We start from the raw sequence: 13,162 nt of genomic DNA, 5'->3' as shown, positions 1-13,162 counted from the left end.
AAAACCTTGATTCATGCGGGTTTGAAAGGCTCTAAAGCGTGACATTTCTGCCTTTGTTTCCGCTTTCTCTCGGCGGCTTTGAGTTTCTTCATGCGTCCGGCGCAGTCGGGGCAGTATTTTCCCCGGTTGGATTTGGGGACAAATGCCGCCCCGCAGACCTCACACCGTTTCCGGCTCCCCCGGTACAAGAGGGCTGCGGCCAGTTCCCCGTCAAGGGGCAGGACAGCCACACGGAACCAGCGGCACATGAGGGAAAGGGAAATGCTTTGGACGCACACGCAAGGCTCCCCGTCGTCTAACAGCAGGCAGTTTCCCTCGTCGTAGTTACAGCACTCATGTACCAGCCGCCGCGCCCGCCGGTGCTGGCGGTAGTCCATGCGGGGCAGGTTATCGCTCATGGCTCTGCTCCTTTCTGCGGTGGGGTTCCTCCCGGCGCAAAATCTGGTCGATGTTCCGCTTGACGGTCTGCAACTCCTTGAACCGCTGTTTCTGTTCGTGGTAGGTGTTATACAGGCCGTCTTTCTCGGAGATAAGCTGCTCGATCTCGGCCTGCAACGCTTTCCGGGCGGGCAGCTTGGTGATGCCATGCGCCTTGAAATACCGGGCGGCGGCTTCGGCTATGATAAAATCGCTCTCGTTTGCCTGCCGGTAGGCGGCGCGGGCTTTCTCGGATTTCTGCGCTTTCAGCCCGTCGCGGGTGGGCTTGGTCTTGGCATAGGCAAGTACCTGTTGCTGCAACTCCTTTTTCCCTTGTAGCTTCGTTTCCAGTGCTTTCAGTTCGCCGCTGGTCTGGCGCATTTCCTGATAGGCGGTATCAACGGCGGCTTCTAACTGCTCCGGGGAAGTAAAGCCGTATTCCTGATACACATTCAGCGTCGCGGCCATTTGTTTGAGGTTGTGCATGGTCGCCCAGCGTTCATAGCCCCGGCCTTTGCCCTCGGCCATTTTCTGCTCAATGTCCACAAGCCGCTGCACACCGTCCTGCTTCGGGGCGGTTTGTGGGGCTTTTGTGTTCCCATGCCGGGGGTATTCGAGTATGGCTGCGGCCTTTTCTGTGGCTCTGGCGGCGTTCTGCTCCAAAACGGAAAGGACAGCGGTGCGGTCAAAGTCGTCGCCCAGCTTCCGGGCGGTAATGGGCTTTGTCCTGTCCGGCGTGAGATAGGACAGCCGCCCCCGGCTCTCCTTGACGGTCACGCCCTCCCGCAGCAGCAGAGAGGAAAATTCGTCAAAGCTGGCGGCGGTGGCAAGGGCTTTCCGTATGGTCTGCCGCAGCTTCTCCTTGTTCGTTTCAAACTTGGTCTGCCGGGGCGTGATACCGCCTGCAATCATGGGGGCGTTCTGCTTGTCCAGCGCAGCCTGTCCCTTTTTCTGCGCCCAATACTCCCGGTCGGTCACGCGGTTCTTGCTGCCGTTCAAGAGGTCGATTTGGTAAAGCCCCTCCCGGTGGCACATCTCCATGACTTCGGATTTGAAGTAGCGCAAGGCAGCGTCGGTACAGCGGTGCTTGCAGCCGGCTTTCGTGTCGGCTGGCCTGTCCATGTAGGGCAGGAACGGTACTTCCTCTATCCGCAGGCTGTTAATGACGATATGCACATGGATATTGCCGCTGTGGTTGTGGCCGTCCGGGTGGGTGCATACAAGGGCTTGGTGGCCGGGGAAATGCTCGGCGCAAAACTTCTCGCCCAATGCCTGCGCCCGGTCTACGGTCAAGCCGTTGTCCGGCCCGTCCCGTGGGTCAAAGCTGATGATATAGTGGTGGCTTTTCACATCTTCCCGCCGCTGGTTCTTCCCATAGCGGAGATTTGCCCGCATACAGGCAACGGCAAAATCCTCCCCGCCGCAGTTCAGCGTTGACAGCCGGTAGTCCTCGCGGGGGATAAGCCTGCCGGTTTCATCAAGGACGGGCTTCATGGTAAACTCGTCATGCTCAAAGAGAAGATATTGTTCGGCGGCTCCGTAGTCGGCGTTTTTAGAGTTGATATGCTTGAGTGTTGCCAACTGCGTCACCTACTTTCTTGAGGACTTCATACTTGAGGGCGGCAAGGTCGGCTATGGCGGCGCGTACCTCGCCGGACAGCGCATTGTAGGGTGAGCCGTACTCGTTCAGATACCGGGCAATCTGATTGAGGTTGCCGCCGATCCTGCCGTACTCGGCGGCCAGCTTCCCGACAGCGGAGAGCAGTTCATCATTGACCGCCGATACATGGACAACGGGGCGTATGGTCGTGCGCCGTATCGCCTGCCGGAGAAATTCCGACTGGCTGATACCATAGGGCGCAAGCCGCGCTGTGAAGTCGGCGTATTCATCTTCGGACAGCCGGGTTTTCACAACGCGGCTGCGGTGGGGCGTGTTGTATTTCTTTCGCATAGGCTGAAAACCTCCTCTCACTATTCTTATTGCTGACTTTTTTCGGATTTTGGGCGGAGAAAATTTCCTCTCACTCCTCCCATTGCTTAACTTTTCGGGAAATTACAAAAACTTTTTTTTGCATTTCGGCAGAAAAATCCCTCTATACCTCCCATTGGGCAACTTTTTGGAAAATAACAAAAACTGTTTTCAGCTTTTTCGCCCGTAAGGGCGTATAGCAGGGTTTGGGGAAGGCACTCCCCAACAAGTTTCCCGCGAGGGGCAAAACCGCAGAATTGCGGATTTTGGCACCGTGGTAGAAACTTGCTCTTAGTAAGCCGCAGACTGCCCCTGTCCGGGCTTTTCCGTACATAGAGCGAACGGGGCGGGGCTTTCAGCCCGCTGTGCGCGGTCTTTTTTTTCTTTCGCCAAAGATACATTCAAAAGGCCGCCAGCTACCCGCTGTCCGGGGATTTTTCAAATTTTCTTTTGCCTTAGTAATCCGGGAAACAGGATTTTGGCAACCTACGGGGCAGAGAATTTTTCCTTTCACTCCCTACAACACTGCGTTTTGAAATTTGCCAAACGGAGCAGGCAGCTTTTTCTGGCTTCACCTACCTACTACGGGTGACTTTGCGATTTTGCCAAATGGACAACAAAAAAAGCAGCAAATCTTTTTCAGACTTACTGCTTTCACTGGCCGCTGGTGGGCGGCTGGTATTCAGTTTTGGGGCTTATCGGTCAAAGCGAAACTTGAATAGTGCGGAGATTAGCTGCTGCTTCACATATTCCTCAACCTCGGCGTTAACCTGACCGTGTACTTTGGAAAAGTAGCGGATATATCCGGCATAGTGGGAAAGGACGGTGTCGATTGCGTCCGGGTCGCCCTCATGGGCTTTGACGATTGTTTCATAGGGGAGAAGTTTACTCATGGTCTTTTCCCTCCATGAGCCGCCGTAGCCGCTGCAAGGCAAGCTGGATATGCCGCCCCGCTGTGCTGCGTGTCCGGCCAATATGTACGCCGATCACTCGCTGCGGCTGGCGCAGGAAATAGTAACGGAAAATCTCTTCCTGTGTCTGCTCCGGCAAGAGGGCAAGGGCGGCGGCAAGTTCCGCATGGTACAGAACGGCGGTCTGGCCGCAGGCGGTAAAAAGATATTCTTCAAGCTGCTCCGGTTCGGCAAGCTGGACAAACTTCTCATTCATCAGATAGTCAAGAGAAACTTCCCGTTCCCACCTCCGGCGCAGCTTTAAGATTATATCTATGGCTGCGTGACGAATGACAATCTTGCAAAAGGCATTGAATGTGTACTGGATATGCACTTTGTAGGCTTCATCTTCGGTCATGGAAATTCCCCCTCTCTGAATAATAGTGCGGGGCGGCAGCACTCCTTGCTGTCGCCCCTTGATTGCCTATCTGCAAAGGCGGGCGGGGCTGTCAACGGCGGCGCATATGCGCCGTTCATCTTGACTGTTGACTGGCTCGGCTGGCTTTGCCATTTGAGTGTAATTGCTTATTCTTTTTTTATTTGCAGACTTTTGAGGTAGAACGCCTGCTCCTCCCTTTTCTCTGGCTCACTCTCAAAAGGGTTATGCTGTCTAATTCATTCGTTGTCTTACTATTTCATACATCATTATAGATGCAGCACAACTGACATTGAAAGAACTGGCATAGGAATCTTCAGCCATAGGAATCGTACATAAAACATCACAATATTCCTTAAATGCCTTATTTAATCCCATGGTTTCATTTCCCATCATTAACATAACCGGGGTTTTCAAGTCCTCATGATAGATAGGCTTTTCGTGGTGGGCTGTTGTGCCTATGATCTTAAAGCCAGGGTATTTTATTCTAAGGCTTTCAACGAATTTATATAAATCCTCATTGTGAATGATTCGAATCACCGGAAGATTGAAAAAAGAACCCATCGCCGAAACAATTACATCAGGCTCATACAAATCAACCGCATGTCCAGTAATTATCAACATATCTACTCCCAACGCATCACATGAACGTATCATCGTACCTAAATTTCCTTTATTAGAGGGCCTGTCAAATAACACAATAAATGGATTGGAAGATAACGCAACATTTTCTAACCTGTCTTCCCTCATTTCAATAATAGCCAATAATTCAGAAGTTTCTTCTTTTCCACTTAATTCCTTTAGCAACTGTGCCGTAAGAGTATAATTGACTTCTGTTTTTACTGTTTCTATCATATGTTTTGCCCAGCCTGACAGATTATTCTTGTCATAAATAAAAGAAATAATCTTCCAGTTATTTTTAACCGCTTCATTTAAACTTCTTACGCCTTCAACAATAAATTGATTATATTTATATCTTTTATTTCGATTATGCTTCAATACTTCAAATCTCTGGTAATCATTATTTTTATTTAATATAGAAACAACTTTCATTTCAATACCTGCCTCATCATACTTTGGTTTTCGAATTTTTCACCCATTGTAAGCCCATTTTTGAAAAAATAAGGGAAAATGATTTCCCGGTTTTTCTGTGGCAGGGATAACAGGACGGCGGCAAGTTTTCCATTGGTGAGGATAACTGCCTGACCGCATATCGTTATAGGGTGTTCTTCATGGGGTGCTTCAAAATATTCGTCTGTTGTGCCTAAAGGGTAAAACTTTTCTTCTGTGAGGTATTCAAGGGATATTTCTTTTTGCCGCCGTCTGCTCCTGTCACGCCATGCGTTGATAGCCGCATAGTGTATGACGGTCTTGCAAAGCCATTGAACGTGTACATGATGTGTTCTTTGTATGCTTCTGTGCAAGGCATAGATGATTCCCCCTTTCTCCCACATAGGGCGTTGTTGTATGGTTGACGGGTTTCATTTATAATATCAGAGGGCGGCAGCACCCCTTGCTGTCGCCCCTTGATTGCCTACCAGCAAAGGCGGGCGGGGCTGTCAACAGCGGCGCATATGCGCCGTTTATCTTGACTGCCCGCTGGCTCGGCTGGCTTTCCTATTTGAGTGTAATTGCTTATTCTTTTTTTGTTACTGGAATCCAAATTTCACTGTATGCGTAGTTGGGCTTTTTGTCGTCCATTTTTGTAAAAGAGAAAGAAAACGGCTCTGCCAGTTCATAATCTGCCGTCATAAACCATTCGGAGTAGATTCTTGCCATTGTATCCTGCAAAGTAAACGGGAAGATTCCTTCATTTGGAAAAACTGCCCACGTATGAGCTTTAACAGGAAATGTGTCCAGATTACTGCTAATGTCATTTTTAGTTGTTAAAACTCCAATTAAATGCGTTAATTCACCAGCTTCTTCAAGAAAGTTCGTATCTGATTCATAGGAAACATTTACAGTTTCATATGGCTCAATGTTTTGCAACCGGTGCATTTCTTCTTTCTGTTCCTGTGTTATGCTTTGTGCCAGTTCCAAAATAGCGTTGTTTACTCCCTCATATTGTAACGGCACTCGTTTACTTACACCTGCAAACGTAAAAGCAGGTTTTTCAACAATTTTATATTCCATTAAAGTTCCTCCCTTCATAGTTACAACAAATTGTAACTTTTGGCATGATTTACATTGTTTCAACTTTGCGACTTGTGACGGTAAGATACCGCTCCATTTTTTAAAGGCACGTGTAAATCCGTCTACGGATTGATACCCATATTGATAAGCGACATCTGTTACCTGCGCCCCCTGCAACAATTCTTTGTTAGCTTCTGAAAGTCGTCTGTTTTTTACATACTCATTCAGCGTCATATTGGTAAGCGCAAAAAATATTTTTCTAAAATGATAATCTGAAACATTTATATGCTCAGAAATCTTCTCAAGTAAAAACTCGTCCTCCAGGTGCGCTTCAATATAGTCCATCGCGTCATTCAATTTCTTTAACACATTGCCCCTCCTTCCGAATAAGAATATCACAATTTAGAAAGATATGTTCGACATTAGCATACAAAATTAGTCGGGTTATAAATAAAGGCCGTTTGCTCAATATAAGTTTACACAAAACCGACTTGAAAACAAAACTAACATAGACTCTCCTTATATTCAAAGATTTTTATCCGTGATAACGCACAAAATATTACGTTATTTTCTGAAACATATGCCGAACCTTATCTAAACGGCTGTTAGGACGGCGTGGCTGCAATACAGGCTCCCCGGAAATTTCTTGGTACCCTTTTAATTCGGTAAGGCAGACGCTTCTCCCATTTGTATAAAAATTTAAATCATTCCTATATTCGCCGATGCAGCGGGCGGGGATTTCTCCCGTAAAAATAACTTCATCATTTTTAAGCAAGGTTGATTCAATCACTGCACAATACTTCGGTGCGTCATTATAAGCCCGTGAAATATATTCCTGCGGTGCAAAAAGGGTAAAGGAAAGGTATGGTTCCAATAATTGTGTTCCTGCTCTTTTCAATGCCTGTTCTAACACGATAGGAGCAAGGGAACGAAAATCTGCGGGGGTACTAACTGGACTGTAATAAACTCCATAGTCAAAACAAATTTCACAATCTGTCACTTCCCAACCGTATAAGCCTTGCTCCATTCCATAACGCACCCCTTCCATAACGGCATTTTGAAAACTTTGGTTTAAATAGCCGAGAGATACTTTGCTTTTAAACCGGGTTCCACTTCCGGCAGGAAGTGGCGTTACAGTTAAGCCAATGGATGCCCAAAACGGATTCGGCGGCACTTCAATATGAATCGTGTAACTGGCTGTTTTTAATGGCCTTTCCAGATAAATGACCGTAGGTTCTTTCACATTTATGTTCACATGGTATCGCTCTACTAACAGAGAGCATACAACCTCTAACTGGACTTTTCCTAAAAAAGAAATGATGATTTCATGCGTTATCGTATCCACATAGTAATGCAACAGCGGATCTGTATCTGCAATTTCCGTCAGGGCATTCAGCAGGAGGTCTCTTTGTTCCTGATTTTGCGGCTCCACCGTCGTCCGAAGCAAAGGAATCGGATTTTTTTCCCATGCCTTGCGCGGCAAAAGTTCTACATTTCCGAGAGTATCATTCAGCTTCAGAGTGTCATTGGTCAAAATAACAATTTCTCCGCAACAGGCTGTGTCCGCCGGTATAATCTCTCCGTTTGACGGAATCCTCATTTCTGTGATTTTTAGTTTTGATTTTGGGGCAGGAGAATCGTATCCCGTAAATGAAGTGTCCCGCTGTATAACCGCAAATAAACGAGCCGCTTTTTCTGGTCTGTGTACTCGATTTTAAAAACGCTTCCGCATAGCTCGGATTGATCGTTGTCCGCACCAGAAGTAAATGTTTCTGCAATCACTTCAATCAGCTTTTCAGTTCCGATATTGTTCTTTGCACTCCCATGATAAATAGGAAACAGGGAACCGTTTTGCATTCTTCTGCATTTCTCCCTCTGTAAATCTTGTATTTTCAAAGGTTCCCCCGCAATATATTTTTCCAAAAGTTCATCATTTCCAGCAATAATAGAATCCCATTTTTCTATATCCTCAATGTCTGTCAGAGACACTTCCGGAGTGAGCGAAACATCTTGCATAACCATGACATCATCAGAAAGTTTTTCTCTGATATTTTGATAAACGCTCTGTAAGTCAATGCCCTCCTGGTCTATCTTATTTACAAAAATAATCGTTGGGATTTTCATTTTCTGGAGCGCATGGAACAGTACCCGTGTTTGTGCCTGCACGCCGTCCTTTGCGGAAACTACTAAAATTGCTCCGTCAAGAACAGCAAGTGAGCGATATACTTCCGCCAAAAAGTCCATATGGCCGGGGGTATCGACAATATTGATCTTATAATTCTTCCAGCCGAAAGAAGTGACGGCCGTTTGAATGGTAATCCCACGCTGGCGTTCCAACAGCATGGTGTCTGTCCGCGTTGTTCCCTTATCTACACTCCCTAATTCCGGAACGGCTCCGCTGGTATAGAGCAGGCTTTCTGTCAAAGTCGTTTTTCCTGCGTCTACATGAGCAAGAATGCCGATATTGATTATTTTCATGTGTTTGTCCTCCATTCAGCCCCCAAAGGGCATAAAAATCCCCAGCAGCAAAATACTTTTACCGCTGGGGATATAGCGAATAGACATACACATACATACAACGCACTGCAAGCAGCGGTCGCTCTTTTGATATGTCAAATATATAAGGCAAAAGTATTCTTAAAAAGGGTACAAAAAACTAAGCCCCTTGCAAGGGACGGTTACAATTCTTTGTTCCCACTATTTGATTATAGTTAATTAAGAATACCTTGCCGCATATTTTTAACTCCTTACTTGGAATAGAAATATTATAGCATATCGGCATTGAAAAAGAAAGTCCTGAAACAAAATTTACGGAATAGTAGGCTGCTGTCTATCAATCTCTTGTGTGTTTCTTTATGACACATGAGCATTCGCGCCGGGGTTATCGTTGCCGTACCCCTCCATGAGGTTAATGCCGCCCCAAATGCCAAGTCCTGCGCCAAGCGCGATTACCAAAGTCTGCAATACGTCAACTGCGCTGTTGAAAAAATCCATATAAACCTCGCTTTCTGCCGCTAAAACGGCTCAAAAAATGTTGTTGGAAATAAAAATGCCGCCGTTTTTATTCGGCGGCTGCGTCCTCGTCGGACAAATCTATTTCGTATATGTCAAAGGGTTCGTCGGGCTTTACGATTGCCGGACGGGTGGACATATACCGTTCAACGTCAAAAGCGTTTTTCTTGTCGAAGTCGGAAAGGTATTTGTAGTTCGGGTGCTGCGTTATATCGTACTTATCGCTGAAAAAGGGGCGCACGCCGCGCAACTGCAAAATACATTTTCCTCCGTCCATAACTGCGATTTCGTCCTGTGTCATCAACTCTTTGCCACAATGTCAAGTGATGAATTCAAAATGTGTAAGCAAATGCCCCTTCTCCATTTCTGAAGAAGGGGCATTTGCTTAAAACTGTTAGGGTCGGGAGAAATTAACCATTTTGGGTCAGGAGAAAATCGCCAATTTTGGTCAAACGAAAATCACCAATCTGGGGTAGCCAGCCCCCAGGTAGTATTGTTTACCCGGCCTGCTGCGGGTCAGCCGGTGAGCCAGTAGAAGTACGCAAGGCAACCGTCTCCAGCTTCCTGCCCCGGAAGCTCTCCCCCTTAATGGTAAAGACCACAGCATCGTCAAAGATGCGGTCCAAGGCGCACAGGAGAGCATCGTTCTCGCAGAAGTTCTCCTTCCACTGAGCAGGGTCACGGTTGCTGGTAAAGACCATGTTGGAGTAGCCCTCCTTCTGGTAGCGGCGGTCCACCATGTCAAAGAACAGCCGGGTATTCTCCTTGTCAAACTCACAGTGTCACACCTCATCAATAATCAGGCAGGAAGGGCGGACAAGGTAGGACAGAAGGTTGCTCTCCCGGCCGGAACGGCGTGCGGAAGTCATGCGGTCCCGCAGCTCTGTCATCTTAATGAAGTAACTCCTAAATCCATGCTCACAGCAGGTACGCCCAAAAGCCTGGGCCAGATGGGTCTTGCCCGTACCAGGCCGTCCAATAAAGGCAAGGTTTTTGTGAGCATAGAGGGCAGACAGCGTGGGGAGGCTACGGAGCTTGTCAACATTCTTTCCGGTGACTCGGCTGAAATCAAAGTTGTCAAAGGTCTTGGGGACCTTCAGTGGGAGGTGGCTGGTGCGGAGCAGGAAATCCACTGTGGAACGCTCCCTCTTTTCCAGGAGATAGTCAAATACCTTTGCCACGGCGAGGGCTTCAGCATCGGTCATGTTGTGCTGCTGTACCAGCATTGCAAATTCCTGGGTGGAGAAACCATACTTTGTCAGCTCACGGGTGGCATGGGCCACCGCTTCAAACAGAGAGTCAGTCATCCTCGTCGTCCTCCTTGGTGAAGTTAAACTTCTCAAAGGAGAGGTCGGTGGAGGTCTGCGGGAGCTGCCTAATCACCGTTTTCACCGGCATGGAGGGAAACTCCTCCGGCTGCTCTGGGAACGCATACTGGTTAGCACAGAAGCTGTCCTGGTAAGCCCAGGTCACTTCATGGGTAGCGAGCAGGCGGGCCATATCTGCGGAGTAAATATAAAGGCAGGAACCGTTTCGCATAACACGGGCCGTCTTGCCGCCATAGGCGTAGGGGACGCCAAAGCGCCGCCCCTCGTAGTTCACAAACCCGTCAAAGGAAATCCTCCGCTCAGGGCAAAGGTAGAGCAACAATTCAGGGCTGTCGTTCAGTTTCGTAACCACAGAGCCACACCGCTCCCTGTGGATGTCCTGCGGAATACCCAATCCCCGGTGGAAGGTGGTGTTCTGCTCGTCACACCAGTCCAGCGCGGAGAGGTTTAGATCGGTTACATTCCAAAAACTCCGCCCGGCCAGGAAGTTGTCCTTCACGAAACGGACCAGGCGCTCCACTTTGCCCTTCGTAAAGGGGTGGCGGGGCTTACAGAGCTTAGTCTGGAAACCCACAGTCCGCATGAACTGCTCATAGTCCTTCTGCCAAAGGGGATGCCCGTCCTGGTCCCGCCGGATAACCACGCTTTTCATGTTGTCCGTAAGGATATACTGAGGGACGCCCATGTACCGGAACCCGTGGAGCATACCAATGAACAGGTTTTCCTGCTTGGCGTTGGGGAAGAACTCCACATACCGCTCACCGCAGTGGTGGCAGACCATAGCAAAGCAGGCAACAGAGTATTCTTCTCCGGTGAAAGACTGGACCTTGGTAAAGCCCCAGTCCATCTGGAACGCGTCTCCGGGGCCGGTGGTATACCGCCGCCCACGGTTTCCCTGCGGAGCAACCGCATAGCGAGCAGGCGGAATGAGATGCTGGTGCGCCAGGATGTAGTTTTTAATCGTGGTCTGGCTGCCAGTATATCCGTTTGCACGGAGCCTGCTGAGGCACACAGCGGAGTTTGTCACGCCGTTCTTCAGCAGACCATCCAGGATACCTGTATAGCCGCTCAGGAGCGTGGTGCTCGCTTTCCGGCCCTTTGCGGCGTGCTCAGTGTCCTCAAAGCCGTGCTCCTTCATCCGGCGCAGTCTGGCGCGGGAAATCCCGGTACGGCGCTCCAGCTCTGCAAGATTGACCTTCTCCAGCGAGAACTTGTCTCCCTGCTCGGCCATCATCTGCTCAATGGCCTTTGCCACAACCGGGGACATGGCTGCGAAATTGGGTTGTTTCATCTTATCTCCTTTCACCGGGGGCTGGCTACGCCTCCAGTGTAAAGGAACTATTCATATTGTAAATGGCTGTTTTCAGTTGACCAAAATTGGCGTTTTTCGCCTGACCCGGAATGGCGATTATCGCCTGACGCTAACAAAACAAAAACTGTTATTCTGTTGCATCAATTAGAGATTGCTCAAATTGGGTAAGATCCACATTTTCTTTTATGATCTTATATAAGAAAACAATAAAGTGTTCTTCCGTAATACTGCGAATTGCGAGATCTTTTAGAAGAACTTTATATAGCCGCTTACCATCGTTATCAGCCTTATACTTTTCTCCAAGGGATTTCTTCGTTTCATCCTCTGACATCCTATAATCAGCAATTATTGAATCTAACGACTTCATGGTAAAAAGTGAATCATTAATCCGCTTTTTTATTAGTGTATTTGGCTCATCAATAAGAATCTTTTTCAAGTATTTTTCCACACTACTAACAGGTAAGAACAGCTTTTTGGTAGATTTATATTGTTTCGGTATACACTTTTTAACATCACCATCTAAAATCGAAAAAACTTGTTTTCCTACTCCCAACACATTGTTAACAAGAATTTCGTTTTGCAATTTCAAAACATTTTCCCACCCGCCAACAGGTAAAACATTGATAAGTCTGCTTCTATTGATTCCTAACTCTTCAATAGCATTTTTAACAATTATCCTCGCTAACTCATCTTCGACTAACAGAAGGAAATCGAAACCATCATGTACATAGATGTCTCGAATAGCATAGCTGGGATAGCAAGGATTAACGATATTGAATTCATTTTGGTCAGAGTCTATACGCTCAATTTTGAACAAATTGACAGGGGCAATTTTTCTAATAACCTCTGGTGAATGAGAAGTAATTATAACTGTTAAATTCTTATATTCCTTAACTAAGCTATATAACAAATCTAACAAATTACTGATAGCGACTGGATGTAACGCTAATTCTATTTCATCAATCAGCATAATGATCGGTTTGTCGCTTGGTAAAGATCTCCTAATTAGAGAGTTGTAAATAAAGTGCAATAAGGAAATTAATAAGCATTCACCAGAACTCATTCTATACTGACTAATTAGTGCTGTTTTAGTAGTTCTAAAATATGGAGTGTTTTTTAAACCCAGCTGCTCTGATATATACTTATTTCTTATTCTTTTTAAACCTTGGTAATAGCCAATGTCGTTATGCAGAATTTTACCAAGGGACTCTGAGATATATAAGTCTGCATCCACAATGCTATCTTCATCTATTTTTCCATCATTCATAAGATCATCAACATTTTTTGAATCTCGAAACCTCATTCCATAAAAAAGGCTTCCTTCGTACGTTCCATTAAATCTTAAACTATGCGGATAAGTGTCACATTTCCAAAAGCCATTTTCACAAGTCCATTTATCCACATGGCCCTCGTATATAAATTCCACATAGGAACTTTCGGAATAATCTTCAGATTTAAGCTGACCTAAGTTGTGTCGTGACAACAGCTGGGCAAAGCAGGACATAATTGTGCTTTTCCCCACACCATTACTTCCCACCAAAGAGTAAACACCATTTTCAATGGGGATTTCTACTATTCCGTTTTCAATCCCCTTAATATCATGTATAGTCATTCGCAAAATTCCCATAGTTGTGCCTCCTACTATTTTACTACCAATTAAACATA

Annotated in this window: 10 protein-coding genes and 4 pseudogenes; all 14 read right to left on the bottom strand. The window is 46.8% G+C overall.

The features are described from left to right. Positions 1-11: 11 nt before the first annotated feature. The 14 genes and pseudogenes from I2G69_RS12275 to I2G69_RS12200 all read right to left on the bottom strand — a co-directional run bounded on the left by I2G69_RS12275 (position 12) and on the right by I2G69_RS12200 (position 13,124). On the bottom strand, positions 12-398 hold the full coding sequence (locus I2G69_RS12275) for a cysteine-rich VLP domain-containing protein (RefSeq protein WP_070087578.1): 387 nt from the start codon (positions 396-398) through the stop codon (positions 12-14). Then, on the bottom strand, positions 388-1,998 hold the full coding sequence (locus tag I2G69_RS12270; RefSeq protein ID WP_070087579.1) for a relaxase/mobilization nuclease domain-containing protein: 1,611 nt from the start codon (positions 1,996-1,998) through the stop codon (positions 388-390). The genes I2G69_RS12275 and I2G69_RS12270 overlap by 11 nt, the downstream gene beginning before the upstream one ends. Next, the gene (locus tag I2G69_RS12265) at positions 1,970-2,368 is read right to left on the bottom strand and encodes a plasmid mobilization protein (RefSeq protein WP_070087580.1); all 399 of its coding nucleotides are present in this window, start codon (positions 2,366-2,368) and stop codon (positions 1,970-1,972) included. Before I2G69_RS12265 ends, I2G69_RS12270 begins: the two co-directional genes overlap by 29 nt. Positions 2,369-3,081: 713 nt before the next feature. After that, entirely contained in the window at positions 3,082-3,279 is a 198-nt protein-coding gene (locus tag I2G69_RS12260) for a helix-turn-helix domain-containing protein (RefSeq protein ID WP_070087581.1), read from the bottom strand. After that, a complete protein-coding gene (locus tag I2G69_RS12255) occupies positions 3,272-3,694 on the bottom strand; it encodes a sigma-70 family RNA polymerase sigma factor (protein WP_070087582.1) in 423 nt (140 codons plus the stop codon). The genes I2G69_RS12260 and I2G69_RS12255 overlap by 8 nt, the downstream gene beginning before the upstream one ends. Positions 3,695-3,946: 252 nt before the next feature. Further along, positions 3,947-4,765: a TrmH family RNA methyltransferase gene (locus tag I2G69_RS12250; protein WP_070087583.1), complete on the bottom strand. Its 819-nt coding sequence runs from the start codon at positions 4,763-4,765 to the stop codon at positions 3,947-3,949. Then, on the bottom strand, positions 4,762-5,136 hold the full coding sequence (locus I2G69_RS12245) for a sigma-70 family RNA polymerase sigma factor (protein ID WP_204245260.1): 375 nt from the start codon (positions 5,134-5,136) through the stop codon (positions 4,762-4,764). Before I2G69_RS12245 ends, I2G69_RS12250 begins: the two co-directional genes overlap by 4 nt. Before the next feature lie 211 nt (positions 5,137-5,347). Continuing rightward, positions 5,348-6,214: an AraC family transcriptional regulator gene (locus I2G69_RS12240; RefSeq protein ID WP_070087584.1), complete on the bottom strand. Its 867-nt coding sequence runs from the start codon at positions 6,212-6,214 to the stop codon at positions 5,348-5,350. Between the two features lie 190 nt (positions 6,215-6,404). Next, positions 6,405-8,323: pseudogene (tet, locus tag I2G69_RS14330) on the bottom strand (TetM/TetW/TetO/TetS family tetracycline resistance ribosomal protection protein). Positions 8,324-8,710: 387 nt separating this feature from the next. Then, positions 8,711-8,839 (bottom strand): annotated as a pseudogene (locus I2G69_RS12225) (Maff2 family mobile element protein); the annotation flags it as partial. 67 nt (positions 8,840-8,906) lie between these two features. Further along, a pseudogene (locus tag I2G69_RS12220) lies at positions 8,907-9,170 on the bottom strand (VirD4-like conjugal transfer protein, CD1115 family); the annotation flags it as partial. A gap of 184 nt (positions 9,171-9,354) precedes the next feature. Continuing rightward, a pseudogene (locus I2G69_RS14325) lies at positions 9,355-10,062 on the bottom strand (ATP-binding protein). Between the two features lie 94 nt (positions 10,063-10,156). Beyond that, positions 10,157-11,476: an IS21 family transposase gene (gene istA, locus I2G69_RS12205; protein ID WP_195560839.1), complete on the bottom strand. Its 1,320-nt coding sequence runs from the start codon at positions 11,474-11,476 to the stop codon at positions 10,157-10,159. 148 nt (positions 11,477-11,624) lie between these two features. Then, a complete protein-coding gene (locus tag I2G69_RS12200; protein WP_195560838.1) occupies positions 11,625-13,124 on the bottom strand; it encodes an ATP-dependent nuclease in 1,500 nt (499 codons plus the stop codon). Positions 13,125-13,162 lie beyond the last annotated feature (38 nt).

It is taken from the genome of Anaeromassilibacillus sp. D41t1_190614_C2, from assembly GCF_015558525.1.
Lineage (GTDB): Bacteria > Bacillota > Clostridia > Oscillospirales > Acutalibacteraceae > Anaeromassilibacillus > Anaeromassilibacillus stercoravium.
The sequence above is the reverse complement of the archived record's forward strand: the minus strand, read 5'-3'. Positions and strand labels throughout refer to the sequence as shown.

Excerpts from the sequence above, each read along its gene's own strand:
- I2G69_RS12250 (WP_070087583.1), bottom strand. The coding sequence starts at position 4,765 with ATGAAAGTTGTTTCTATATTAAATAAAAATAATGATTACCAGAGATTT.
- I2G69_RS12255 (WP_070087582.1), bottom strand. The coding sequence starts at position 3,694 with ATGACCGAAGATGAAGCCTACAAAGTGCATATCCAGTACACATTCAAT.
- I2G69_RS12275 (WP_070087578.1), bottom strand. The coding sequence starts at position 398 with ATGAGCGATAACCTGCCCCGCATGGACTACCGCCAGCACCGGCGGGCG.
- I2G69_RS12265 (WP_070087580.1), bottom strand. The coding sequence starts at position 2,368 with ATGCGAAAGAAATACAACACGCCCCACCGCAGCCGCGTTGTGAAAACC.
- I2G69_RS12200 (WP_195560838.1), bottom strand. The coding sequence starts at position 13,124 with ATGGGAATTTTGCGAATGACTATACATGATATTAAGGGGATTGAAAAC.
- I2G69_RS12260 (WP_070087581.1), bottom strand. The coding sequence starts at position 3,279 with ATGAGTAAACTTCTCCCCTATGAAACAATCGTCAAAGCCCATGAGGGC.
- istA (WP_195560839.1), bottom strand. The coding sequence starts at position 11,476 with ATGAAACAACCCAATTTCGCAGCCATGTCCCCGGTTGTGGCAAAGGCC.